Origin of the sequence: Streptomyces cinereoruber (assembly GCF_009299385.1) — a bacterium.
In the GTDB taxonomy this organism is placed as follows: domain Bacteria; phylum Actinomycetota; class Actinomycetes; order Streptomycetales; family Streptomycetaceae; genus Streptomyces; species Streptomyces bikiniensis.
Genome location: NZ_CP023693.1, coordinates 3692312 through 3716102 on the forward strand (window position 1 = coordinate 3692312; position 23791 = coordinate 3716102).

At 73.4% G+C, this 23791-nt stretch carries 26 protein-coding genes; 8 read left to right on the forward strand and 18 right to left on the reverse strand.

Annotated features, from left to right (window positions below; translation table 11 throughout):
* Positions 1–40: 40 nt before the first annotated feature.
* A complete protein-coding gene (locus CP977_RS16375; protein ID WP_152370350.1) occupies positions 41–1402 on the reverse strand; it encodes an aspartate aminotransferase family protein in 1362 nt (453 codons plus the stop codon).
* Between the two features lie 132 nt (positions 1403–1534).
* Here CP977_RS16375 and CP977_RS16380 point away from each other — a divergent pair, with 132 nt between their 5' ends.
* Together CP977_RS16380 and CP977_RS16385 are read left to right on the forward strand one after the other, a co-directional pair.
* The gene (locus CP977_RS16380; protein WP_152370351.1) at positions 1535–2140 is read left to right on the forward strand and encodes a DJ-1/PfpI family protein; all 606 of its coding nucleotides are present in this window, start codon (positions 1535–1537) and stop codon (positions 2138–2140) included.
* Entirely contained in the window at positions 2137–2598 is a 462-nt protein-coding gene (locus CP977_RS16385; RefSeq protein WP_152370352.1) for a MarR family winged helix-turn-helix transcriptional regulator, read from the forward strand. Before CP977_RS16380 ends, CP977_RS16385 begins: the two co-directional genes overlap by 4 nt.
* Here the strand turns inward: CP977_RS16385 and CP977_RS16390 are convergent.
* Both CP977_RS16390 and CP977_RS16395 read right to left on the reverse strand, forming a co-directional pair.
* Positions 2595–2978, reverse strand: coding sequence for a VOC family protein (locus CP977_RS16390; protein ID WP_152370353.1), 384 nt, complete (start codon positions 2976–2978; stop codon positions 2595–2597). The two genes, CP977_RS16385 and CP977_RS16390, sit on opposite strands and share 4 nt — an antisense overlap.
* Positions 2979–3006: 28 nt before the next feature.
* Positions 3007–3408 carry a hypothetical protein gene (locus CP977_RS16395; RefSeq protein WP_104860473.1) on the reverse strand — a complete coding sequence of 134 codons (402 nt, stop codon included), beginning with the start codon at positions 3406–3408 and terminating at the stop codon, positions 3007–3009.
* Between the two features lie 168 nt (positions 3409–3576).
* Here CP977_RS16395 and CP977_RS16400 point away from each other — a divergent pair, with 168 nt between their 5' ends.
* Positions 3577–4413, forward strand: coding sequence for a helix-turn-helix domain-containing protein (locus tag CP977_RS16400; RefSeq protein ID WP_152370354.1), 837 nt, complete (start codon positions 3577–3579; stop codon positions 4411–4413).
* A complete protein-coding gene (locus CP977_RS16405; RefSeq protein ID WP_152370355.1) occupies positions 4410–4649 on the forward strand; it encodes a DUF397 domain-containing protein in 240 nt (79 codons plus the stop codon). Before CP977_RS16400 ends, CP977_RS16405 begins: the two co-directional genes overlap by 4 nt.
* Before the next feature lie 3 nt (positions 4650–4652).
* Here CP977_RS16405 and CP977_RS16410 read toward each other — a convergent pair whose 3' ends face one another.
* From CP977_RS16410 to CP977_RS16420, 3 genes are all read right to left on the reverse strand, one after another.
* On the reverse strand, positions 4653–5543 hold the full coding sequence (locus CP977_RS16410; RefSeq protein ID WP_109186866.1) for a glycoside hydrolase family 19 protein: 891 nt from the start codon (positions 5541–5543) through the stop codon (positions 4653–4655).
* A gap of 141 nt (positions 5544–5684) precedes the next feature.
* Positions 5685–6317 carry an AAA family ATPase gene (locus CP977_RS16415; RefSeq protein WP_062754129.1) on the reverse strand — a complete coding sequence of 211 codons (633 nt, stop codon included), beginning with the start codon at positions 6315–6317 and terminating at the stop codon, positions 5685–5687.
* Positions 6318–6350: 33 nt separating this feature from the next.
* Complete coding sequence (locus CP977_RS16420) at positions 6351–7292, reverse strand: NADP-dependent oxidoreductase (protein ID WP_152370356.1); 942 nt, start codon at positions 7290–7292, stop codon at positions 6351–6353.
* 304 nt (positions 7293–7596) lie between these two features.
* Here CP977_RS16420 and CP977_RS16425 point away from each other — a divergent pair, with 304 nt between their 5' ends.
* Entirely contained in the window at positions 7597–9153 is a 1557-nt protein-coding gene (locus CP977_RS16425; protein WP_152370357.1) for a substrate-binding domain-containing protein, read from the forward strand.
* Between the two features lie 74 nt (positions 9154–9227).
* A complete protein-coding gene (locus CP977_RS16430; protein ID WP_152370358.1) occupies positions 9228–11210 on the forward strand; it encodes a serine/threonine-protein kinase in 1983 nt (660 codons plus the stop codon).
* A 69-nt stretch (positions 11211–11279) separates the two neighbouring features.
* Here CP977_RS16430 and CP977_RS16435 read toward each other — a convergent pair whose 3' ends face one another.
* The gene (locus CP977_RS16435) at positions 11280–12563 is read right to left on the reverse strand and encodes an adenylosuccinate synthase (RefSeq protein WP_062754118.1); all 1284 of its coding nucleotides are present in this window, start codon (positions 12561–12563) and stop codon (positions 11280–11282) included.
* Between the two features lie 143 nt (positions 12564–12706).
* On the opposite strand from CP977_RS16435, the gene CP977_RS16440 reads away from it, so the two are divergent.
* On the forward strand, positions 12707–13489 hold the full coding sequence (locus CP977_RS16440; protein ID WP_229991713.1) for a diacylglycerol kinase: 783 nt from the start codon (positions 12707–12709) through the stop codon (positions 13487–13489).
* A gap of 35 nt (positions 13490–13524) precedes the next feature.
* Here CP977_RS16440 and CP977_RS16445 read toward each other — a convergent pair whose 3' ends face one another.
* From CP977_RS16445 to CP977_RS16460, 4 genes are read right to left on the reverse strand one after another with little or no spacing between them, the layout of a single operon-like run.
* A complete protein-coding gene (locus CP977_RS16445; protein ID WP_062757001.1) occupies positions 13525–14016 on the reverse strand; it encodes a GNAT family N-acetyltransferase in 492 nt (163 codons plus the stop codon).
* 23 nt (positions 14017–14039) lie between these two features.
* Complete coding sequence (locus CP977_RS16450; protein WP_152370359.1) at positions 14040–14468, reverse strand: arsenate reductase ArsC; 429 nt, start codon at positions 14466–14468, stop codon at positions 14040–14042.
* On the reverse strand, positions 14465–15211 hold the full coding sequence (locus CP977_RS16455; protein WP_152370360.1) for an aquaporin: 747 nt from the start codon (positions 15209–15211) through the stop codon (positions 14465–14467). Before CP977_RS16455 ends, CP977_RS16450 begins: the two co-directional genes overlap by 4 nt.
* Positions 15211–15600 (reverse strand): ArsR/SmtB family transcription factor, encoded by a 390-nt coding sequence (locus CP977_RS16460; protein WP_079131129.1) that lies wholly within the window; start codon positions 15598–15600, stop codon positions 15211–15213. The genes CP977_RS16455 and CP977_RS16460 overlap by 1 nt, the downstream gene beginning before the upstream one ends.
* Before the next feature lie 85 nt (positions 15601–15685).
* Between CP977_RS16460 and CP977_RS16465 the strand changes: the two genes are divergently transcribed.
* Positions 15686–16105, forward strand: coding sequence for an ArsI/CadI family heavy metal resistance metalloenzyme (locus CP977_RS16465; RefSeq protein WP_062754114.1), 420 nt, complete (start codon positions 15686–15688; stop codon positions 16103–16105).
* An 88-nt stretch (positions 16106–16193) separates the two neighbouring features.
* On the opposite strand, the gene CP977_RS16470 is transcribed toward CP977_RS16465, so the two are convergent.
* From CP977_RS16470 to CP977_RS16500, 7 genes are all read right to left on the reverse strand, one after another.
* Positions 16194–17396 carry a cytochrome P450 gene (locus tag CP977_RS16470; protein WP_152370361.1) on the reverse strand — a complete coding sequence of 401 codons (1203 nt, stop codon included), beginning with the start codon at positions 17394–17396 and terminating at the stop codon, positions 16194–16196.
* Between the two features lie 9 nt (positions 17397–17405).
* Complete coding sequence (locus tag CP977_RS16475; RefSeq protein ID WP_109186858.1) at positions 17406–18068, reverse strand: response regulator; 663 nt, start codon at positions 18066–18068, stop codon at positions 17406–17408.
* Positions 18065–19378: a sensor histidine kinase gene (locus CP977_RS16480; RefSeq protein WP_062754110.1), complete on the reverse strand. Its 1314-nt coding sequence runs from the start codon at positions 19376–19378 to the stop codon at positions 18065–18067. The genes CP977_RS16475 and CP977_RS16480 overlap by 4 nt, the downstream gene beginning before the upstream one ends.
* Positions 19379–19475: 97 nt before the next feature.
* Positions 19476–20342 carry an alpha/beta hydrolase family protein gene (locus CP977_RS16485; RefSeq protein WP_104860471.1) on the reverse strand — a complete coding sequence of 289 codons (867 nt, stop codon included), beginning with the start codon at positions 20340–20342 and terminating at the stop codon, positions 19476–19478.
* Between the two features lie 123 nt (positions 20343–20465).
* A complete protein-coding gene (gene kynU / locus CP977_RS16490; protein WP_109186857.1) occupies positions 20466–21743 on the reverse strand; it encodes a kynureninase in 1278 nt (425 codons plus the stop codon).
* Entirely contained in the window at positions 21736–22665 is a 930-nt protein-coding gene (locus CP977_RS16495; protein ID WP_062754106.1) for a tryptophan 2,3-dioxygenase, read from the reverse strand. Before CP977_RS16495 ends, kynU begins: the two co-directional genes overlap by 8 nt.
* Before the next feature lie 121 nt (positions 22666–22786).
* Positions 22787–23665, reverse strand: coding sequence for a DUF3152 domain-containing protein (locus CP977_RS16500; protein WP_229991714.1), 879 nt, complete (start codon positions 23663–23665; stop codon positions 22787–22789).
* Between the last annotated feature and the right edge of the window lie 126 nt (positions 23666–23791).

The window sequence follows — 23791 nt, forward strand, 5'->3', positions numbered from 1 at the left end:
TACCGCTCGTACCTGCGGTGACGCGGTTCCGTACCGGTGGTTACGCGGTGTGCTCGTCGGCCACCGAGAGGGCCGCGTCCAGGGCCGCCAGGCCCTCCTTGGCCTCTGCCTCGGAGACGTTGCAGGCGGGGACGGCGTGGGTGCGGTTCATGTTCACGAAGGGCCACAGGCCGTGCTTCTTCGCGGCGGCGGCGAAGGCGGCCATGGGGGCGTTGGCCTCGCCGGACGCGTTGTACGGGACGAGCGGTTCGCGCGTCTCCCTGTTCCTCACCAGGTCGAGGGCCCAGAAGACGCCGAGGCCGCGGACCTCGCCGACCGACGGGTGGCGCTCGGCGAGCTCGCGCAGGCCGGGGCCGAGGACGGTCTCGCCGATGTGCGCGGCGTGCTCGACCACCTTCTCGTCCTCCATCACCCGGATCGTGGCGACGGCGGCGGCGCAGGCCAGCGGGTGTCCGGAGTAGGTCAGGCCGCCGGGGTACGGGCGCTTGTCGAAGGTGGCGGCGATCTCGGCGCTGATGGCGACGCCGCCGAGCGGCACGTAACCGGAGTTCACGCCCTTGGCGAAGGTCATCAGGTCGGGCACGACGTCGAAGTGCTCGGCGGCGAACCACTTGCCCGTGCGGCCGAAGCCGGCCATGACCTCGTCCAGGACGAAGACGATGCCGTACCTGTCGCAGATCTCGCGCACGCCGGCGAGGTAGCCGGGCGGCGGGGTCATGATCCCGGCGGTGCCGGGGACGGTCTCCAGGATGATCGCGGCGATGGTCGCCGGACCCTCGAAGGCGATCGTGTCCTCCAGGTGCTGGAGGGCCCGCGCGCACTCCTCCGCCTCCGTGGTGGCGTAGAAGGGCGAGCGGTAGAGGAACGGCGCCCAGAAGCGCACGACGCCCGCGGAGCCGGTGTCGGAGGCCCAGCGGCGCGGGTCGCCGGTCAGGTTGATGGCGGTGGAGGTGGCGCCGTGGTACGAGCGGTAGGCGGAGAGCACCTTCGTGCGGCCCGTGTGCAGGCGGGCCATGCGGACGGCGTTCTCGACGGCCTCGGCGCCGCCGTTGGTGAAGAAGATCTTGTCCAGGTCGCCCGGGGTGCGCTCGGCGATGAGGCGTGCGGCCTCGGAGCGCACGTCCACGGCGAAGGCGGGCGCGAAGGTGGCGAGCCTCCCGGCCTGCTCCTGGATCGCGGCGACGACCTTCGGGTGCTGGTAGCCGATGTTGGTGTAGACGAGGCCGCTGGTGAAGTCGAGGTAGCGGTTGCCGTCGTAGTCCCAGAAGTACGAACCCTCGGCGCCGGCGACGGCGAGCGGGTCGATCAGGCCCTGGGCGGACCAGGAGTGGAACACGTGGGCGCGGTCGGCGGCCTTGACGGCGGCTCCGGCCCGCGGGTCGGGTGCGGCGTGAGGGGTCATGCGGCCGAGGGTAAGGAACCGCAGGTGGGAAGGGCCATGGCCATCTTGTCCACCGAGACCGGGAGGGACGCGACACGTTGCCCCCCGGCCGCCATCATTGACAGCATCCTGTCGAGATGACAGTCTCCTGTCATGACATCCGAGAGCGGCACCACCACCGTCCACCTCGCCGTCTACGACACCCTCGCGGACTGGGAGACCGGCCACGCCACGGCCTGGCTCGCCCGCGCGGGCCACACGATCAGGACCGTCGGCCCGGTCGCCGGCGAGCCCGTCACCACCCTCGCCGGAATCCGGATCGTCCCCGACCTCGCACTGGACGACCTGCGCCCCGAGGACAGCGCCCTGCTGATCCTGCCGGGGGCCGAGAAGTACGACGAGGGCGACGAGCTGGCCCCGTTCGCCGCCAAGGCCCGCGCCTTCCTCGACGCCGGGGTCCCGGTCGCCGCGATCTGCGGCGCGACGGCGGGCCTGGCCCGCGAGGGCCTCCTCGACGACCGCCGCCACACCAGCGCGGTCTCCTTCTACCTGGCCGCCACCGGCTACCAGGGCGCCGAGCACTACGTCGAGGCGGACGCGGTGCGGGACGGCGACCTCATCACGGCGGGCCCGACCGAGCCGGTCGCCTTCGCCCGCGAGATCTTCGCCCGCCTCGGCGCGTACGAGGGGAAGCGGGACGCCTGGTTCCGCCTCTTCCACGACTCGGACCCGGCGGCCTTCGCCGAACTGAACGGATGAGCCACGAGCCGCAGGACGCCCTGTCCCGCACGGCCCTGGGCGTCTTCCGCCTGAACGGCCAGTTCCTCGCCGTCTCGGAGAAGCTGGCCGAGCCGGCGGGCCTGACCGCCGCCTGGTGGCAGGTCCTCGGCGCCGTACTCCCCGAACCCCTGCCGGTCGCCGGGATCGCCCGCGTCATGGGCATCACCCGCCAGAGCGTCCAGCGGGTGGCCGACCTCCTCGTACGGGAGGGCCTGGCGTCCTACGAGCCGAACCCGGCCCACCGCCGCGCCAAGCTCCTCGCCCCCACCGAGGAGGGCCGGGCGGCCGTCCACCGCATCGACCCGGGCCACGCGGAGCTGGCCGCGCTGCTCCAGCGGGAGCTGGGCGGCCCGGAGGCGTTCGAGGAGACGGTACGGGTCCTGGAGCGGCTGTCGGCGGCGCTCGACGGGGTGGAGAGGGCGGGGCGCGACTCCTAGGCGGTCGCGTCCGGTTCGGGGAAGACGCAGAACTCGTTCCCCTCCGGATCGGCCATCACCCACCACTCGATCTCGTGGTCGCGCGCCCGGACCACGGTCGCCCCCATGGCCACGAGCCGGTCGGGGTCCCCCCACACGTCGAGGTGCATGCGGTTCTTGACCGTCTTCTCCTCCGCCACCGGGTTGACCCAGATGAGCGGCCCGGCCCCCGCCCCGTCCACGAGGGGAACCGGCCACTCCCGCGGGCGCGTGCTCCCGTCGGCCATGGGACTGCGCGCGTAACCGATCGCCGCGCACCACCAGTCGGCCAGCGCCTGGTGGTCGACCGCGTCGATCGCGAGGTCCTTGAAGCGGGCCGGGGCGTCGTCTCCGTTTCTCATGCGCGCCATACAAGCACCGGCGGCCGGTTCACCGGTCGTTCCGGCAGGCGAACAACTCCGCGACGGCGCTTCGCAGGAGCAGCGGGTGCACGAACCGGTCGGCCTCCGACGGCGGACACCGCCACGCGAGCGGCCAGGTCCGGCCGGTCAGCGCGGGCACGGGTACGTAGCTCACGTGCGCCGGTCCCGCGTTGAAGCGGGTCACCCCGCGCGGCCACGGCTTGTGCGCCGTCGTCCCCGGCGGGACCAGGAAGTAGACCCCACGCCGCCCGTTCGCCTCGATGACGACCGGCCCCGGGTCGCCGCCGGTGAGCGCCTCCATCCAGTCGGCCAGCCGACGCCCGTCGTCGCCGTCCACTCGAACGGCGTCGAATTGTACGCCCGCCTTACGGAGTTGGAATCCGGAAACTGGAATCCAGTCCACGTTCACTTCCCGATTCTCTTCAATCACGGAGACATGCTCCCGCGCCGACGCTAGCGTTTTCCACGACTGCTGACGGTGCGTCGGTAACTGCTTGACCTGCGCCAACGCGCCCTACAGGAAGTCGAATTCGGCGGGGAACAGTTGAGTCCGGTTGAGTTCGATTGGGGAACGCGGATGGCGCGATCGGAGAACAAGGAAACGGCGGGCCCGGTGGCACGGATGGTCGCCACCGTGGTCAAACGAATGCGGGTGAAGGAAGGATTGACGCAGGAACAGCTCGGAGCCCGAATGGGGTACACGGGCGCGGCGATCAGCGCGCTGGAGACGCTGGCCCAGCCGGTGAGCGACGGCATGATGGTGCAGCTGGAGGCGGCGCTCGGCGGCGGCACGGGCATCTTCGCGGAGATGCGTCCGCTCGTACGACTGGAGAAGCTGCCGGAGCTGTTCCGGGACTACGCGCAGATCGAGCAGAAGGCGCTGAGCCTGTGCCTGTACTCGACCCCCAACATCCACGGCCTGTTCCAGACGGAGCCGTACGCGCGGGCTCAGATCGCGGGTGGGTACCCAACGCCCTCGGAGGAGCGGGTCGAGGAGCTGGTCACGGCTCGGATGGACCGCAAGGCGATCTTCGACAAGAAGCCGCTCCGGCTGATCGAGCTGATCCTGGACGAGGCGGCGCTGCTGCGGAAGTACGGCAGCGAGGAGGTCATGCGGGAGCAGTACCGCCACCTACTGGAGTGCGCGCGGCGCAAGAACGTCACGATCCAGGTCCTGCCCCTGGACGTCGGTCTGAGCGGGGAGAACGCTGGGGCACGAGGCGAGTTGAACCTGGTGGAGACCGACGAGCACACCCGGCTCGTCTACATGGAAGTCCAGGACGAGAGTGTGCTGATCACCGACCCTGTGAAGGTGAGCACGTACGCCCAGCGTTATGCGAAGATCCGGGCACAGGCCCTGGACCCTCGCGCCTCACTGGGCCTCATCGAGCGGTTGGCGGGAGAGGGAACATGAGCAACACCCTGCACTGGTTCAAGTCCAGCTACAGCAACGACAACGGCGGCAACTGCGTCGAGGTCGCCTTCGACTGGCGCAAGTCGTCGTACAGCGGCTCCAACGGCGGGGACTGCGTCGAGGTCGCCGCCTGCCCGCACGCCGTGCACCTGCGGGACTCCAAGCAGCAGGACGGCGGGCCCACGTTCGCCGTGGAGCCCGCCGCCTGGTCCGCGTTCGTCGCGTGGCAGAACTGACCGCTAGCAGTACAGGTTCGCGCCGGTCGGGACGCCCAGGATCTGGGTGAACTGCTGGTACCTGGTGACCCGGCTCTGCACCTGGGCCGGGTTGCCGCCGTTGCACTCCAGGGTGCCGTTGATCGAGCGGATCGTCTCGCCGAAGCCCGCGCCGTTGACCATGGCGTTGTGGCCGGTCATCGTGCCGGGGCCGTTCTGGGTGTTCCAGTACCAGAGGCCGGTGGACATGGCGACGGCCGGGTCCTGCTCGACCCGCCACGGGTTGTTCAGGAGGTCGATGCCGAGGGCGTCACCGGCAGCCTTGTAGTTGAAGTTCCAGGAGAGCTGGATCGGGCCGCGGCCGTAGTACGCGGCCTGGCCGGCGGGGCAGCCGTAGGGCTTCCCGGCGTCGCAGTAGTGCGGGTAGTTGGCCGTGTTCTGCTCCACGATGTAGTAGAGCCCGGCGGTCTCGTGGGAGACGTTGGCGAGGAAGGCCGCGGCCTCCTGCTTCTTCACCGTGTCGCTGCCGGTGTTGGCGAAGGCCGGGTACGACTTGAGGGCGTTGACGAGGCCCGCGTACGTGTAGAACGGGTTCCGGTTCGGGAACATCTGGTTGAACTGGGCCTCGGAGACGACGAAGCCGTTGTTCTGGCCGCCGTCGTCACCGCCGCCGGTGCCGCAGGCGCCCTCGTCGCGCCAGACGTCCGAGGAGCCGGGGCGCTCGTTCTGCGTCCACCACTTCGCGTACCAGTTGCGGCCGTTGTACGAGGCGGTCTTGCCGCCGGTGTAGACCGTGGAGGAGTTCCAGGCGGTCACACAGGCGGGGGCCGCCCCCGCCGAGGCCGCGGGGAGCATGACGGCCACGCCTACGGCCGTACAGAGCGCGGCGAACAGCGTGAGCAACTTGCGGAGCATCGCTCGTCCTTCCGGGTGGGGGGGTCCGGGATCGGATGGGAAGGGCCAGCGAAGCGCGATTGGTCTGGACCTGTCAAGGTCTAGACCAGAAATCGTGACAGTGGTATCGGGAGGGCGAACTACCCCTTTGTAAAAGCGGGTTCAGTCGAAACGGATGTGGCGGGCGCCGACCGCCGCCCGGCGCAGGCGGGCGCGGAGGGCGCCGTCGGTGTCGGGCGCGAGGACGAGGCCGGCCGAGGCGGCGATGCGGTCCGCCACCCGCGGGACCGTGAGGCGGTCGGTGTGGACGTGCTCCGCGAACTCCTCGCCGCGCAGCCGGTCCAGGCACAGGTCGAGCCTCGACACGGCGAAGCTCTCCCGGCGCAGCGGGGCGTCCTTCCCGCCCAGGACCCGCACCGCGTGCCCGAAGCCGCGCTCGCGCAGCCGGCGCAGGACCGTCGCGCGCTCGGCGAGGAGCGCGAAGTGCCGCACGTCGTGGCCGGACGCGCGCAGCCGCCCGACGGTCTCCTCGAAGTACCGGGGCTCCACGACCGTCATCGGCGCGATCACCACGCCCGGGTGCCTCCGCAGGGCCAGGTCCAGGACCTCGTACACGCCCTGCCGCCAGGCCGGGAGGTCCTGGAAGTCGCCCCGGAGGCCCGGCGGCGTCATGCGGTGCAGGCCGAAGCCGACGTGCTCGGGATCGCAGACGACGCTCCCCGGCAGCCGCCTGCGCAGCTCGTACGCGGTCTGCGTCTTGCCCCCGCCGAACGGCCCGTTGATCCAGATCAGCATTCCCCGACCCTAGGGCGTGTCGGGGACGGGCGGTCAGATCAGGAGCACGATCCGGCCCGGCCGGTGGCCGGCCTCCGCGCGGCGGTGGGCCTCGGCGGCGGAGGCCAGGGGGACGATGTCGGCCGTCCGGGTGGTCAGTTCGCGGGCGGCGACGCTGTCCAGGATGCCCTTCAGGCGGGCGGCGTCCGGGCGGGGGCGGATCGCGGTGACGTCGATGTCCCGGACCCGGTCCGGCAGCCGCTCCCCGGAGGCCGAGACGAAGGTCCCGCCGTCCCGCAGGGCGGGCAGCAGCGGGGCGCCGATGAGCGCGGCGTCTAGGACGGCAGCGACCCCCTCGGGGACGTGGGCGCGCACCTTGGCGACGACGTCCGCCGGGTCGCCGCGCGGGACCAGCTCCTCGGCCCCGAGGGCGAGCAGCTCGTGCCGGTCGCCCTCGTCGGCGAGGGCGATCACCCGGTGGCCCGCGGCGGCGGCGTGCTGGACGGCGAAGCGGCCCACCACCCCGCCGGCCCCGCTGACCAGGACCGGGGCGCCCTCGGGAAGCTCCAGGAGGTCGACGGCCTGGGCCGCCACGAGCGCGGAGAGCGGCACCGAGGCGGCCGTCGTGAAGTCCATGTCGTCCGGGATCGGCGCCAGCCACTCGGGAGCGGCGCGGATCACCTCCGCGTACGAGCCCTCGCCCGTCCCCTCCGACACCCAGGGAATGAAACCGGCCACCCTGGTCCCCTCGGGGAGGCCGGGCGCGGCGTCCAGGAGCACGCCCGCGAAGTCGAAGCCCAGGACGAAGGGCGGGGCCAGCTCGCCCAGGAAGGCGGCCCACTGCCCGGAGCGGATCCGCAGGTCCGCCTGGTGCACGGCGGCGGCCTTGAGCCGTACGCGCACCCGGCCCGGGACGTCACCGGCCTCCGGGTCGGGGCGGTTGGCGATCCTGAGGACCTCGGGTCCGCCGTAGGAGATCACTTCGACGACGCGCATGGGGCACTCCTGTACCGCTCGTGTGCTGCTCGTGTACTGCTCGCGTGCTTGCTCGCGTACTCCTCGTACGGAAGCCCCCTCGTGGCCATTACACAGAGGCTCCCCACCCCCGGCAACCGCTGATGACCCGCCCGCGCGACGCCCCGGGAACGCGGCCGGGCGGGCCGTCGGGAGGGGCATCGGGAAGGCGGCCGGGCGGGCTCTCGGGAACGCGGCCGGAATCCGGCTTGCGGAAGGGAGAACTCCAGGTGACGGGTGGCGACGCCCCCCACGGAACCGCACACGCGTCCGTACCGTCACGCGCATGGACTGGCTCACCTCCGAGAACCTCATCGCCGTGGTCACCGCGCTCCTCGGCGTCCTGGTCTCGATCGGCGTCGCCTGGTACCAGTGGTGGGTGCTGCGCCAGCGGCGGATCGGCTACCGCGTCCAGCTCGACACGGCCATCGGCGACGGGGCGAACGGAGCCGCCGCCAGCACCGGCACCGGCACCGGCGCGGCCGTGCGGCGCGGCTACTTCAACGCCAGCCCCGGCCTGGAGGACGCCACCCTCGTCCTGCTCAGGATCGAGAACGACGGCGCCCTGTCCGTCGCCCACGAGCACTACACGGACGGGGACGACCACGGGCTCACCGTGGAGTTCACGGGACGGCACGTGAAGGCGGTCGTCGTCACCGCCCCCGACCACCCCCGGCTCCTCAGCCACTTCCCCGAGTCCTGGACGGGCCCCGCCGAGGGCGCCACCAGCATCGCCCTGCCGAAGGTCCCGCTCAACCGGGGCGCCTACTACAAGCTGCTCGTCCTCCTCGGCGGCGGCCCGATCGGCGGCGCGGTCGAGGTCGACGGCAGCATCTCCGAGGGCCGCGTCCACCCCACCCGCAGCCTCACCCCCGACGACAAGCCGCCCGTCTTCAGCCGGGCCGCGCTGTCCGTCACGGTCGGCCTCACCGCCTGCGTCGTCGCCCTCGCCGCGATCATCGTCCGGGAGGAGGTCCCGCCGCCGATCGGCTGCGCCCGGGGCACCCTCACCGTCACCGGCTCGACGGCCTTCGCACCCGTCGCGAAGGAGCTCGCGAAGCGGTACGAGGAGGACTGCGCGGGTGCGACGGTGCTCGTGGACGCGCACGGCTCGGCCACCGGCGTCCGGGAACTGGACGCCGCCGGGAAGAAGGCGGCCGCGGCGAAGAAGGGCCCGCCCGCCGTCGTCGCGCTCTCCGACGGACACAAGCCGAACGGCCACCCGGAGCTGCGGGGGACCCCGGTCGCCGTCTCCCTCTTCACCCTCGTCGTCCACGACGGCGTCCCCGTCACCACCCTCACCCGGGACCAGATCCGGAGCATCCACCGGGGCGACGTCACCAACTGGAGCGTGCTCGGCGGCCCGAACCTGCCGATCCGGCTGGTGAGCCGGAACGCCGGCTCCGGCACCCGGGAGGTCTTCCAGCGCCGGGTCCTCGGGGAGAACGAACCGGCCCACTCCTCCCTCGACTGCGAGCACCGCGACGACCCCCGGGCGAAGGTGACCCGTTGCGAACTCGACTCCACCGAACAGGTCCTGGAAGCCGTCGCCCGGATCCCCGGGGCCGTCGGCTACGGCGAACTGCGCGCGAGCGGCACCGTGAAGGGCCTGCACCGGGTGGCGATCGGCGGCCGCGACGCCGACGTCGACGAGCTGGGCACGTCCGACTACCCGTACCGGGAGATCGAGTACGCCTACACCTGGGGCGAGCCGCCGGCCGGCTCCCTGGCGGCCAGTTTCCTCACCTACCTCACCCGGGGCGCCGGCCAGGACGTCGTCCGCGTCCACGGCCACCTGCCCTGCGCGACCCCGAAGGGGCTGCGGGTCTGCGGGGAGGAGTGAGGCCCCCCGGGGCGCCCGGAGCGCTCGAAGGGACACGGGGACGGGCGCCGACCGGTCTGGCATGCTCTGACGACGTGGAGCCATTGAACGCGGAAGACCCGGTGCGCATCGGCCCGTTCCGGCTGATCGGCCGCCTCGGGGTCGGGGGGATGGGCCGGGTGTTCCTGGCGCGCTCGGCCGGGGGCCGGACGGTCGCCGTGAAGGTGGTGCACGCGGAACTGGCCTCCCAGGACGAGTTCCGGCGCCGGTTCGCCCGCGAGGTCGCCGCCCTGGAGCGGGTCGGCGGCACGGGCACGGCCCCCGTCCTCGGCTCGGACACCTCCGCCGAGGCCCCCTGGGTCGCCGTCGGGTACGTGCCGGGCCCCTCGCTGCGGACGGTGGTCGGCGACGAGTACGGGCCGCTGCCGACGGAGACCGTACGGACCCTGGCGTCCGGGCTCGCCCGCGCCCTCGGCCACATCCACGCCGCCGGGCTCGTCCATCGCGACCTCAAGCCCTCGAACGTCCTGCTGACCGTCGACGGGCCGCAGCTCATCGACTTCGGCATCGCCCGCGCCCTCGACACGGTCGCCGACGGCGGCAACCTCACCACCACCGGGGCCGTCGTCGGCTCGCCCGGCTTCATGTCGCCCGAGCAGGTGCGCGGCGAGCGCCTGACGCCCGCGTCGGACGTCTTCTGCCTGGGCTCGGTCCTCGTGTACGCGGCGACCGGGCGCGCCCCGTTCGGCACGGCGGACAGCGGCGTCCACGCCACGATGTTCCGCATCGCCCACGACGAGCCCGACCTGGCGGGCCTGCCGCCCGAGCTCTCCGGCCTGATCCGGGCCTGCCTCGCCAAGGACCCGGCGGCCCGCCCCGCGACGGACGAGCTGGTCGGGACGCTCCCGGTCGCCGACCCCTGGCTCCCGGCGGACGTCCTGGCCCGCCTGGGCCGACACGCGGCACGGCTGCTGGAGGCGGAGGCGGAGGCGGAGGCGGAGGCGGGGCCGGACGCGGGGGCGGGCGCGGTCTCCGGGGCCGAGCGGTCCGGCCGTACGGCCGCCGGGGCTCCGGCCCCCGTTTCCGCCGACCCGACCGGGGCCACGTCCGCCGGCCTGCCCGGGGCCGCCGCCGACCCGTCCGGGGCCACGCCCCCCGCCCCGACCGGGCCCGTCGTCACCCCGTCCCGTCCCCGGCGCCGCCGGGCCCTGCTCGCCGCCCTCACGGCCCTCGCGGTGGCGGCCGCGGCCACCGCCGCGTACACCTTCTGGCCGGGCCCGGCCACCGGTACCGACGGGAAGGGGAAGCGGGGGACGGGCAGCACCTCCCCCGCCCCCGCGGGGATCGTCCCGGCCGCCTTCCTCGGCGCCTGGGAGGGCGTGCTCCAGGGCGGCGAGGACCACCCCCGGGAGACCGCGCGCATCGAGATCACGCAGGGCCCGGCCGGCGCCAAGAACGCCGTCTACACGCAGGTGTCCGAGAACCGCCTGTGCATGGGCCGCTCCCGGCTCGTCTCGGCCGACGAGGACAAGGTCGTGTACGGCGAGTCCGACGTGACGACCAGCGTGCCCGCCGCGCGCTGCACCCCGGCCGCCCACCAGACCCTCGCCCTGCGCTCCCCCGACGTCCTGGAGTGGACCTCGGGCGCCGCGAAGGCCACCTTCCGCAAGGCCCCCACCGGCACGTCCGTCGTCCCCGCCCGCTTCCTCGGCGAGTGGCAGAACGTCCCCCGGCCGGAGGTCTACGGGGACCAGGACGGGCGGTACGGCACGTGGGTGACGGTCACGCAGGGGCCGGTCGGGACGCAGGTGGTCCGGTTCCGGGACGTCTTCCCGCGCCTGGACGAGGAGGGCGCGCCCACCCCCGAGACGGTCTCCTGCGGCTCCACCGCCCTCCTCGGCGGCGCCGGGAACCTGCTGGTGATCGGCCCGCAGGTGCGGGACCGGGGCGCCTGGGACCCGGAGTGCGCCGAGAACGGCTCCGGCTACCTGGGGATCGTGAAGTGGAAGGGCGAGGACCGGCTCCTGGTGTACCCGATGGTGGACGCGGAGCCGGGCGAGTACCGGCGGCGTTCCTAGAACGGGCGGGGGCCCGCGCCCCGGTCGGTGACCGGGGGCGGGCCCTCGCACGTACTCCTTCCGGAAGGCTTACAGGAAGGAGTTGATCTCGATCGTCTCGGTGCGGCCGGGGCCGACGCCGATGGCGGAGATCGGGGCGCCCGACATCTCCTCCAGGGCCTTCACGTAGGCCTGCGCGTTCTTCGGCAGGTCGGCGAAGGTCTTGGCCTTGGTGATGTCCTCGGACCAGCCCGGCAGCATCTCGTAGACCGGCTTCGCGTGGTGGAAGTCGGTCTGCGAGTAGGGCAGCTCCTCGACGCGCTTGCCGTCGATCTCGTACGCGACGCAGACCGGGATCTGCTCCCAGCCGGTGAGCACGTCCAGCTTGGTGAGGAAGAAGTCGGTCAGGCCGTTGACGCGGGTGGCGTAGCGGGCGATGACCGCGTCGAACCAGCCGCAGCGGCGGTCGCGGCCGGTGGTGACGCCGCGCTCGCCGCCGATGCGGCGCAGGTCCTCGCCGTCCTGGTCGAACAGCTCGGTCGGGAACGGGCCGGCGCCGACGCGGGTCGTGTACGCCTTGAGGATGCCGATGACCCGGCTGATCTTCGTCGGGCCGACGCCGGTGCCGGTGCAGGCGCCGCCGGCGGTCGGGTTCGAGGAGGTGACGAAGGGGTACGTGCCGTGGTCGACGTCGAGCAGGGTGCCCTGGCCGCCCTCGAAGAGCACGACCTTGTCCTCGTCGAGCGCGTTGTTGAGGATCAGGGTCGTGTCGGCGACGAACGGCTTGATCTGCTCCGCGTACTGGAGCATCTCCTCGACGATCTGCCCGGCCTCGATGGCCCGCCGGTTGTACAGCTTGGCGAGGAGCTGGTTCTTCCCCTCCAGGGCCGCTTCGACCTTCTGGGTGAGGATCGACTCGTCGTACAGGTCCTGGACCCGGATGCCGACGCGGTTGATCTTGTCGGCGTAGGTCGGGCCGATGCCCCGGCCCGTGGTGCCGATCTTGCGCTTGCCGAGGAACCGTTCCGTCACCTTGTCGAGGGTGACGTTGTACGGGGTGATCAGGTGGGCGTTGCCGCTGATCAGGAGCTTCGACGTGTCGACGCCGCGCTCGTTCAGTCCGCTCAGCTCGGAGAGCAGGACCGCCGGGTCGACGACGACACCGTTTCCGATCACCGGGGTACACCCCGGCGAGAGGATTCCGGAAGGGAGAAGATGCAGCGCGTACTTCTGGTCGCCTACGACGACCGTGTGGCCGGCGTTGTTGCCGCCCTGGTAGCGCACCACATAGTCAACGGATCCACCGAGCAGGTCGGTGGCCTTTCCCTTGCCCTCGTCACCCCACTGAGCACCGAGCAGCACAAGTGCGGGCACAGGCGTACACCCCTTCCGGGTGGGGCATGTCCAAGGTCAGGGGGCGTACGCCGCCTCACCGGTGTGCCCCGGAATAGACGAAGCCCCTGGCGCAATAGCGCAAGGGGCTCTTGCACAAAGATGCTACCCGAGGAAGGACCGAGGTGTCGGATCACGACCAGCTGCTGGTCATCGTCGACCCGGTCGCCCGCCGAAGCGACGGCGAGTCCGTACGGATCGCGAAGGATGTCCTGTCCGCGGGCGCGGAGGCGAAGATCTGCCTGCCGGAGGGTCCGGAGGAATTCTCCCGGGCCCTGGCCCGGCGCGGCTCCCGGCGCCCCGTACTGCTCGGGGACGACCACGCCCTGCTGCGCGCGGTGACCCTGCTGCACCGCGAGCGGGACCTCGCGGAGGGGGCCCTCTCCCTGGTCCCGATCGGCGCCCCGGAGGCCCTGGAGGTCGCGCACGCGCTCGGCGTGCCGTCCTCGACCCCGGCGGCGGCGCGGGCGGCCCTGGAGGGGGCGGTGCGCCGCCTGGACCTCCTGGTGGACGACAGCGACGGCGTCGTCCTCGGGGACCTCCTGGTCCCGGCCGTCCCGGTCCCGGCGCCGGCGGCCCCGTCCGTCTGGGGCACCTGCCGCTCCCTGGTCCGCACCCTGGTCCCCCCGGCGGTCCGCACGCACCCCCTGCGGGTGGAGGCGGACGGCGTCCTCCTCGCGGACGTGGACGCCCCGCTGGAGGCCCTGACGGCCCGCTCGGTCGCCGGCACGGCCGAGGTGACCGTCCGTCCCCCCGCCGCCCCGCCCCGCCGCGCCACCGCCCACACCCTCACCGTCTCGGGCCCGGACTTCCGCTACCGCGCGGACGGCCGCCTGACGGGGCCGGTGCGGCGGCGGACGTGGACGGTGCGGGCGGGGGCGTGGGGGTTGCGGCTGCCGAGGGTGTGAGGGCCGGGACTGCCGAGGGGGCGAGAACCGCTCTCCTAGAGCGGGTGTCGTTCGGTCCCGACGACCGGGCTGCGGCGTTCGAGCAGGATCACGTCGCGCCAGGTCCCGTGGTGGCGGCCGAGGCGTTCGCGGACGCCGACGGTGCGGAAGCCGGCGCGGTGGTGGAGGGCCAGGCTGGCGGTGTTCTCGGGGAAGACCCCGGACTGGACGGTCCAGACGCCGGCGGCGTCGGTGGAGGCGAGCAGGGCGGTGAGCAGGGCGCGGCCGACGCCCCGGCCCCGGGCGTCGGGGTGCACGTAGACGGAGTGCTCGACGACGCCCGCGTAGGCGCAGCGGTCCGAGACGGGAGTGACGGCGGCCCAGCCGACGACCTCGCCCGCGCGGTCGACGGCGACGAGGCGGTGGTCCGGCAGGCGGGAGGCGTCGAACTCCGGCCAGGTGGGCGCGGTGGTCTCGAAGGTCGCGTGCCCGGTCGCGATGCCGAGCCGGTAGATCTCCAGGACCCGGTCGGCGTGCTCGGGGCGCATCGCGGCGAGGCGTACGGCGTCGCTCACGCGCGGGCCTCGACGCCCAGCTCGGCGAGCAGGTCGCGGACGCGCCGCTCGACGGCGTCGCGGATGGGGCGGACGGCTTCCACGCCCTGGCCGGCGGGGTCGTCGAGCGTCCAGTCGAGGTAGCGCTTGCCGGGGAAGTACGGGCAGGCGTCGCCGCAGCCCATGGTGACGACCACGTCGGAGTCCCGTACGGCCTCGGTGGTGAGCACCTTGGGGGTCTCGGCGGCGAGGTCGACGCCCACCTCGGCCATGGCCGCCACGACGGCCGGGTTCACGGCGTCGGCGGGGGCGGAGCCGGCGGACCGCACCTCGACGCGGTCGCCGCCGAGGCGGGCGAGGAAGGCGGCGGCCATCTGGGACCGTCCGGCGTTGTGGACGCAGACGAAGAGGACGGAGGGGACGGGCGGGGGCGGGGTGGGGGTCATGTGGGCACTTCCTGGGACGGGGCGGGGGCGGGAGCGGTCCCGGCTTCGGGGACCTGAACGACTCCACGGGTCCGGCCGAACAGAGCGGCGGCCAGGGCGACTCCGGCTCCGGCGCCCAGGAGTTGGGCCGCGACGAAGGGCGGTACGGAGGCGGGGGCGATGCCCGCGAAGGTGTCGGAGAAGACCCGGCCGACGGTGACGGCCGGGTTGGCGAAGCTCGTGGACGAGGTGAACCAGTAGGCCGCGCCGATGTAGGAGGCGACCAGCACCGGGGCGAGGTGCCGCTGCCCGGTCCGGCCGAGTCCGAGGACCAGGAGGACGAGGCCGCCGGTCGCGACGGTCTCGGCGAGCCAGAGGTGGTCGGCGGACCGGTCGCGGGTGGAGAGGGAGACGAGGGGGCCGGCGAACAGGGCGTTGGCCAGGACCGCGCCGCCGACGGCCCCGGCCGTCTGGGCGGGCAGGTAGGCGGCGACGTCGCGCGGCGTCGGTCCGGTGCCGTCGCGGCGCCCGGTCCACCACAGGGCCAGGGTGACCGCCGGGTTGAAGTGGGCGCCGGAGACCGGGCCGAGCAGGGCGATCAGCACGCCGAGGCCGAGGACGGTGGCCAGCGCGTTGGCGAGCAGCCGGACGGCGGAGTCCTGGGTCAGCTCGGCGGCCTGGATCCCGGAGCCCACGACGACGGCCACGAGGGCCGCCGTGCCGACCAGTTCGGCGAGCGCGCGGCGCCGCAGCGACGCCTCCATCAGGGCGTCTCCGCCGGGACGGCGTCGGCCGGGGTCCGCAGCAGCGAGGAGAGCCGGGCGAGGGCGGCGGGCAGGACCCAGTAGTAGACCCAGGTGCCCCGGCGCTCGGAGCCGACCAGGCCGGCGTCGCGCAGCACCTTCAGGTGGTGGGAGATCGTCGGCTGGGAGACGTCGAACGGGCCGGTGAGGTCGCAGACGCACGCCTCGCCGCCCTCGTGCGAGGCGATCAGCGAGAGCAGGCGCAGCCGTACCGGGTCGGACAGGGCCTTGAACATCTTGGCCAGATCGACGGCGGAGTCCTCGTCCAGCGGTTCCCGGACCATGGGCGAACAGCAGACCGCCGCCTCCGCCTCGCCCCGCTCGACCAGGGGCAGTTCCCATTTCGACATGCGTCGATATTGACATCCATCTATCCCGGTGACAACCTCGATCTCGCCACGCTGTATCGACATCCATCGAATCAGGGAGACCGTCATGTCCCGCGTCCAGCTCGCCCTGCGCGTCGCCGACCTCGAAGGCTCGATCGCCTTCTACTCGAAGCTCTTCGGCGTGGAACCCGCCAAGCGCCGCCCCGGATACGCGAACTTCGCCGTCACCGAGCCGCCGCTCAAGCTCGTCCTGATCGAGGGCGAGACCGGCGAGGACACCCGGCTCGACCACCTCGGCGTCGAGGTCGAGAGCACCGACCAGGTCACGGCGGCCACCACTCGCCTGAAGGACGCCGGCCTCACCACCGCCGAGGAGAACGACACGTCCTGCTGCTACGCCCTCCAGGACAAGGTCTGGGTCACGGCCCCCGGCAAGGAGCCGTGGGAGATCTACGTGGTCAAGGCCGACGCCGACACCCTCGCCAAGGCCGCGGACACGCCCTCCGCCTGCTGCGCCCCGGCCTAGCCCGGGAGTTCCGCGACGACCGGCGTGCTCCACGGGCGCGAGCGGGTGGCGCGGGACGGCCGGAAGGCCTCGCCGGGCGAGCCGGCCGTCACACCTCCACCACCAGCTCCTCGAACCCCCTGATCACGTACCCCGGCTTCCGCACCGGCTCCGAGACCAGCCGCAGCCCCGGCGCCCGCCGCAGCAGCTCGGCGAAGACCGTCGTCAGTTCCAGGCGGGCCAGGGGTGCGCCCAGGCAGTAGTGGATGCCCGCGCCGAAGGCGAGGTGGGGGTTGTCGGGGCGGGTGAGGTCGAGGGCGTCGGACGTGGGGCCGAAGCGGGACGGGTCGCGGTTGGCCGAGCCGAGGAGGAGGGCGACCTCCGAGCCTCGGGGGATCAGCAGGCCGTCGAGTTCCATGTCGTCCAGGACCCAGCGTTCGAACATCTGGAGCGGGGTGTCGTAGCGCAGGAGTTCTTCCACAGCTGTGGACAAGTTTTCGAGGCGTGGGCGGACGCCCTCCTGGAGGAGGATCCGCCAGCCGTTGACCGTGGTGTTCACCGTCGCCTCGTGGCCCGCGTTCAGGAGCAGGACGCAGGTCGAGATCATCTCCTGTTCCGTCAGCTCCGGGACGGCGAGGAGGGCCGAGATCAGGTCCTCTCCAGGGGTCTTGCGGCGCCTCGCGAACAGTTCGCGGAGGTAGGCCGAGAACTCGACCGACGCCTCCACCGCCCGCCTCACCGTCTCCTCCGACGGGTTCAGCTCGAACATCCCGCAGATCGCCGCCGACCAGGGCCGCAGCAGCCCCCGCTCCTCGTCCTCCTCCGGGATGCCCAGCATCTCCGCGATCACCGCGACCGGCAGCGGTTCCGCCACCATCGCCTGGAGGTCGCCGCCGCCCGCCGCCACCAGGTCCCCGACCAGGCCGGCGGCCAGGCGCCGTACCGTCGGGGCCAGGTTCTCCACCGTCCTCGGCGTGAACGCCTTCGACACCAGGCGCCGGATGCGGGCGTGGTCCGCGCCCTCCAGGTCCAGGAGCCCGTGGTCGTTCAGGGTGTGGAAGGGCTCGTGCGCCGGGTCCGGCGCCTCCCGGCCGAACTCCTCGTGCGTGAAGCGGTGCGTGTACGTACGGCCCAGGCGCCGGTCCCGGAGCAGCGCCGAGACGTCCTCGTGGCGCGGGATCAGCCACTGACGGGTCGGCTCGTGCCAGTGGGCCCGGCCCGCCGCCCTCAGCTCGGCGTAGGCGGGGTAGGGGTCGGCGACGAACTCCGGCGACCAGGGGTCGTACGCGGCGGCATCCATGGGGGCGTCCATGGACGGACGCTACCCGCCGACCCGTACCAGCCCCGCCTCGTACGCGAACACCGCCGCCTGCGTCCGGTCCCGCAGCCCCAGCTTCACCAGGATCCGGCTCACGTGCGTCTTGATCGTGGACTCCGCGACGACCAGGTGGTCCGCGATCTCCGCGTTCGACAGGCCCTGCGCGATCAGCACCAGGACCTCCGTCTCGCGCTCGGTCAGCTCCCCGATCTGCGCCATCGCCGGCGGGCGCGGGGAGGTCCCCGGCGCCTTCGCGAACTCGGTGATCAGCCGCTTGGTGACGGTCGGCGCGAGCAGCGCCTCGCCGGCCGCGACGACCCGGACCCCGTCCGCGAGCTGCCGGGCCGAGGCGTCCTTGAGCAGGAAGCCGGAGGCCCCGGCGCGCAGCGCCTGGTACACGTACTCGTCCAGGTCGAACGTGGTCAGGACCAGCACCTTCGCGTCCGCGTCGGCCGCCACGATCTCCCGCGTGGCCTCGATGCCGTTCAGCTCCGGCATCCGGATGTCCATCAGGACCACGTCCGGGCGGAGGGCCGCCACCTGGGCGATCGCCTCCCGGCCGTTGACCGCCTCCCCGACGACCTCGATGTCCGGCATCGCGCCGAGCAGGACCGAGAAGCCCTCCCGGACCATCATCTGGTCGTCGACGATCAGCACCCGGATCACGACACCGCCTCCTCACGGCTCACGGGGACGAAGGCCGTCACCTCGTAGCCACCGTCGTCGGTCGCCTCGGCCGTCATCTCACCGCCGAGCATCGTCACACGCTCCCGCATCCCGGTGATGCCGTGACCCGCTCCCGGCGACGGCTTCACCAGGCCGCGCGCCGGACCGTTGGCGATCCGCAGGCCCAGGCCGCCGAGCACGTACGACACCTCGACCTTCGCCGCCGCGCCCGGCGCGTGCCGCAGCACGTTCGACAGGGCCTCCTGGACGATCCGGTACGCGGACAGCTCCACGCCCTGCGGCAGCTCGCGCACCGCGCCGGTCACCGTCTTCTCGATGTCGAGGCCGGCCTCGCGGACGTTCGCGACCAGCGCGTCCAGGTCGGCCAGGGTCGGCTGCGGGGCGTCGGGCGCCTCGTAGTCCTCGGCCCGGACGACCCCCAGGATGCGGCGCAGCTCGGTCAGGGCGGCGACCGCGTTCTCCCGGATGGTGAGGAAGGCCTGCTCCAGCTCCGGCGGCGGGTTCTCCACCCGGTACGGTGCGGCCTCCGCCTGGATGGCGACCACCGACATGTGGTGGGCGACGACGTCGTGCAGCTCGCGGGCGATCGTGGTCCGCTCCTCCAGGAGGGTCCGCTTCGACCGCTCCTGCGCGGTGACCGTCTGCTGCGCGGTGACCTCGCGGTCGGCCTGGCGGCGGATCTGGAAGACGGCGACGGTGAGCAGGACGAGCGCCGAGACGAAGAGCATCGGCACGGAGTCGGAGCCGCGCCCCGTCCCCAGGAACATCTCCGTGAAGAGGCAGAAGCCCGCCGTCACGACCCACATCCACACCCCCGTGCGGGGGCGGGTGCGGGCGGCGACCACGGTGAGGACCACCAGGTGGGAGAAGAACGTCGTGTGCGACCAGGGCCAGCCGCCGTCGTAGTCGCTGAGGTAGCCGATGAAGGGTGCCGAACCGAGCGAGGCCCAGAAGGCGAGGACCGGCCGGACCAGGGTGAGCAGCACGATCGCGGGCGGCGCGCAGGCGACCACGAGTGCCAGCGGAGCGAAGTGGGTGTCGACGCTCTCGTACCCCGCGGCGAAGGCGATGAAGGCAGCGAACGCGACGACCGCGTGCGGGAAGAACCCCGCGCGGGCCCGTATCCGCTTCGGCAGGAGGCGTGCCAACCGGCTGGTCGCCTCCACGGGTGCCAGCGGCCGGTAGGCCAGGGCGTCGTCGAAGAGCTCCTGGCGCAGCCCGCCGAGGACGGCCTGGACCAGGTGGAACTCGGGGGCCCGGCTCGTCCCGGGGGTCTGTGTCTGAGTCACGCCGATTACGGTACGGGGGCCGTACGGGGCGGGTCGTCCCGCTCCGTACGGATCCTTCCCCGTCCGCCCTGAGTACTACGAAGGGCCACGGGCTCCGTCACCAGGCCAGCTGGGCGATCTCCTCCGCCACCACCGCGCACGCGTCCGTCGCCGGGTCGATCGGCGGGAAGTGGCCGGTCTCCTCCAGGAGCGTCAGGCCGACCGTCTCGCCCGCCTTCGCCGCCGCCTCCGCGTACGCGTCGGCCACCGCGTACGGCACGACCACGTCCTCGCGGCCCTGCACGACGGTGGTCGCGATGCCGGTCGGCAGGAGGAGGGCCGGGTCGGCGGAGGCCGCCCGCTCCTCGTACGCCTCGGGGCCGCCGAGGAGTTCGGTGACCGCGCCGCCGCACACCCCCAGCTCGACCGCCCGCGCGAAGTGGGCGATCGGGGCGAGGGCGACGACCCCGCGCAGCGGCGGCGGGGCCGGCAGCCGCCACGGGGAGCCGGCGGGCAGGACGTGCCGGGCGGCGGCCCACAGGGCGAGCTGCCCGCCGGCCGAGTGCCCGGTGAGCACGATCCGGCCGGTGTCGGCCTGCGGCAGGTGCGCGGCGGCCAGCTCCGGTACGGCGTCCAGGGCGGCGGCCACGTCGTCGAAGGTCTCGGGCCAGCGCCCGGCGACCGGGGCCGTGCCGCCCTGGCGCGGGAGGCCGCCGCCGCGCCGGTACTCGACGCTGGCGACGGCGAAGCCGCGCCGGGCCAGGAAGTCCGCGAACGGCGACAGGTGCGCCCGGTCGTACGGCGCCCGCCAGGCGCCGCCGTGCAGGGCGACGACCAGCGGGGCCCGGTCGCGCCCGTCGCGCGGGGCGTGGAAGTCGACCACCTGGTCGGGGTGGTCGCCGTACGCGGCGGTGGCGTCCGGGGCGACGACCGGGTGCGAGAAGGCCGACGCCTCTTCGGCGGCGTCGCGCGCGGCGGGATCCATGGCTGTTCCAACCTCTCGGGTACGGGGCCGAATTGGCCTGACCTGCGGGGACGGTACCAGGACCGGAGCCCCGCGGATCAGGTGATCATCGGACCGTACGACCGGCCGGAGACCACGCGCCTCCTACTCGGCGGGAGCGCCGGCCGGCACGTCCGCGAGGACCTCCGCCAGGACCCGCGCCGCCCGCTCCGCGTCCGCGAACCCGACGTACAGCGGCGTGAAGCCGAACCGCAGGACGTCCGGGCGGCGCAGGTCGCCCACGACCCCGCGCCGGATCAGCTCGGCCATCACGGCCGGGGCCTCGGCGCAGCGCAGCGCGACCTGGCTGCCGCGCTCGCCGTGCGCCTCGGGCGTGACCGACGCGACCCGGCCCTCCGGGGCGTACGCCCGGACGCACTCCAGGAAGAAGTCCGTCAGGGCGAGGGACTTGGCCCGCACGTCCTCGACCGCGACCCCGTCCCACACGTCGAGCGCCGCTTCGAGCGCCAGCATGGAGAGGATGTCGGGGGTGCCGACCCGGCCCCGCACGGCGCCCGCGGCCGCCTCGTACCCGGGGGTCATGGCGAACGGGTCGGCGTGCGAGTTCCAGCCGGGCAGCGGCGAGTCGAAGGCGGCCTGGTGGCGCTCGGCGACGTACAGGTAGGCGGGCGAACCGGGTCCGCCGTTCAGGTACTTGTACGTGCAGCCGACGGCCAGGTCCACCCCGTGCGCGTCCAGGCCGACGGGCAGGGCGCCCGCGCTGTGGCACAGGTCCCAGACGGCGAGCGCGCCCGCCGCGCGCAGGGCGGCGGTGATGCCCGGCAGGTCGTGGAGCCGGCCGCTGCGGTAGTCCACGTGGTTGACGAGCGCGGCGGCCGTGCGCGGGCCCGCCGCCTCCGCCATCGCGGCCGGGTCGAGGGGCACGATCCGGTGACCCGTCATCCGCGCGGCCGACTCCGCGATGTACCCGTCCGTGGGAAAGGTCGAGGCGTCCACCAGGATCTCGTCGCGTCCGTCGCCCGCGAGACGGGCGGCGGCGACGAGCGCCTTGAAGACGTTCACGCTGGTCGAGTCGCCGACCACGACCTGCCCGGGTCCGGCGCCGACGATCGGCGCGATCCGCTCGCCGATCCGTTCGGGCGCGGTCCACCAGCCGGACTCGTCCCAGGAGCGGATGCGCAGCTCGCCCCACTCGCGGGTGATGACGTCGGCCATGCGGGCGGGGACGTGGGCGGGCAGCGCGCCGAGCGAATTGCCGTCGAGGTAGACGGTGTCCGCGTCGAGGGCGAACTTCTCGCGGTGCCCGGCGAGGCCGTCGGCGGTGTCGAGGTCGCGGGCCCGGGCTTCGAGGTGCTCCTCGCGACGGCCCTTGAGGCGGTCCTTGAGCTGGTCCTTGAGGCGGCCCTTGAGGAGGTCAGACATGGCTGCGGGCCGTCCAGAGCTCGGGGAACACGTTCTTCTGGGCCCGCTTCTCCAGCCAGGCCACACCGGCCGAACCGCCGGTGCCGGTCTTGGCGCCCATCGCGCGCCGGGTCGCCACCAGGTGGTCGTTGCGCCAGCGCCAGACCAGCTCGGCCACGTCGCTCAGGGCCTCGCCGAGCCGGACCAGCTCGCCGTTCTGGTCGGGGTCGGCGTAGATCCCGGCCCACACCGCCTCGACCTCGGGCGAGGGCTCGTACCGCCCCGCGAGGTCGCGGTTCAGGACGGCGGCGGGCACGGGCAGGCCGCGCCGGGCGAGCAGGCCGAGGACCTCGTCGTACAGGCTCGGCTCGTGGAGCGCCTTCTCCAGCTCGGCGTGGACGCGGGGCGCGCCCCGGTGCGGGACGAGCATGGACGCGGACTTCTCGCCGAGCAGGAACTCCATCCGCCGGTACATCGCGGACTGGAAGCCGGAGCCCTCGCCCAGCGAGCCCCGGTAGGAGTTGAACTGGGCGGGGGTGAGCTGGGCGAGCGGGTGCCAGGAGTGGTTCAGGGCCTCCAGCTCGCGCACGGAGCGCTTGAGCGCGTCCATGGCGACGGGGACGCGGTCCTCGCGCAGGGCGCGGCTCGCGGTCTCCCACTCGTGGACGATCACCGTGAACCACAGCTCCATGACCTGGGTGGTGACCAGGAAGACCATCTCGCCGGGGTCGTCCGAGCGGAGGTGCTGGAGGTGGGTGAGGACGTCCGCCTGGACGTAGTCCTCGTACGGCGTCGTGCCCGCGAAGTCGAGGTTTGGGGCCTCGGCGGCCGCGTCGGCCCCGGAAGCGCCGGAAGAGGTCCCGGAGGCGCCGGAAGAGGCTCCGGAGGTGTCGGGGTCGGGAGAGACCCCGGAGGCATCGGGAGAACCCGGGAAGGTGGACATTTCTGTCTCCTCGGTACGTTCTACCGGGTAGCGGTCCGCTCGCACCGTGCGGCACCTCGTGCGGCACGGGAGCTCCGGTCCCCTCGGGAGGCGCGCTCCGTCGCACGCCGTCCCAACGGCATCATGGCACGATCGGCCCCGTGATGTAGCTCCCGTCTTCGCTGTACGGATAAGCGTTCGAAACGCAGCCGTCCAGGCCCTTGATCTGCTGCATCATCGCGGGCGCGGGCTTTCCCGGCCCCGGGCAGGCCATGTGCTGCCGGATGCCGATCTCGTGCCCGACCTCGTGGTTGATGATCAGGTGCCGGTACTCGGCGGGCTCGCCCGCGAAGGTCGGGGAGCCGAGCATCCACCGGCGCAGGTTCACGACGACGCCCTCGGTGGTCTCGCAGTTCAGCTCGCCGCCGGTGTCGAGGCCCTCGCGCAGGCAGAGCGCGTCCGCCGTGTCGGGGGTGGCGATCCGGATGACGAAGTCGGCGGCCTCGCCCTCGGAGACCAGCTGGAAGCGGCCCCGGCCGTGTGCGGCCCAGCCGCGCGGGTGGGCCAGGATCCCCTGGATCTCGGCGGCCGTCTCCGCCGCCCGCAGGCCGGTGCCGTGCTCGACCTGGACCCGGTAGCGGCGCAGCTCGCCGCTCGCGCCGGTGGGGGCGCCGGAGGCCCGGGCGGTGGCGAAGGTTCCGGGGCCGGACTTCGGCACGTCGGCCTTCCTCGGGGTGCCCCCGGACGTCGGTTTCGGCTTCGGGGCGGGGGGCGGCGTCGGTTTCGGGGTGGCCCCGGGCGTCCGCTTCGGCTTCGGCGACGGGGTCGGTTTCGCCGTGGTGGGCCGGGGCGCGGGCGGAGCGGTCGCCGGGGCCGCGTCCTCGGCCCCGGGGCCGGAGGCGGGGAGGGCCGGGGCGGCGGCCGTGTCGTCGGCCGTCCCGCCGTTGAAGTGCGCGAGGGCGGCGCCGCCGCCGAGCGCGAGGGACGCCAGGACCAGGGCGGGGAGGGCGAGCCGGCGCACGGGTCCGCGTCTGTTCCCGCCCCGCCTCCGCCGGCGGCTCTGTGCCCGCCGCCGTCCTGCGGATCCGGATCCGGACGCGGATGCGGCGCGCTTGCCCACGGCAGACTTCTCCCCTGCTTCGGCCGG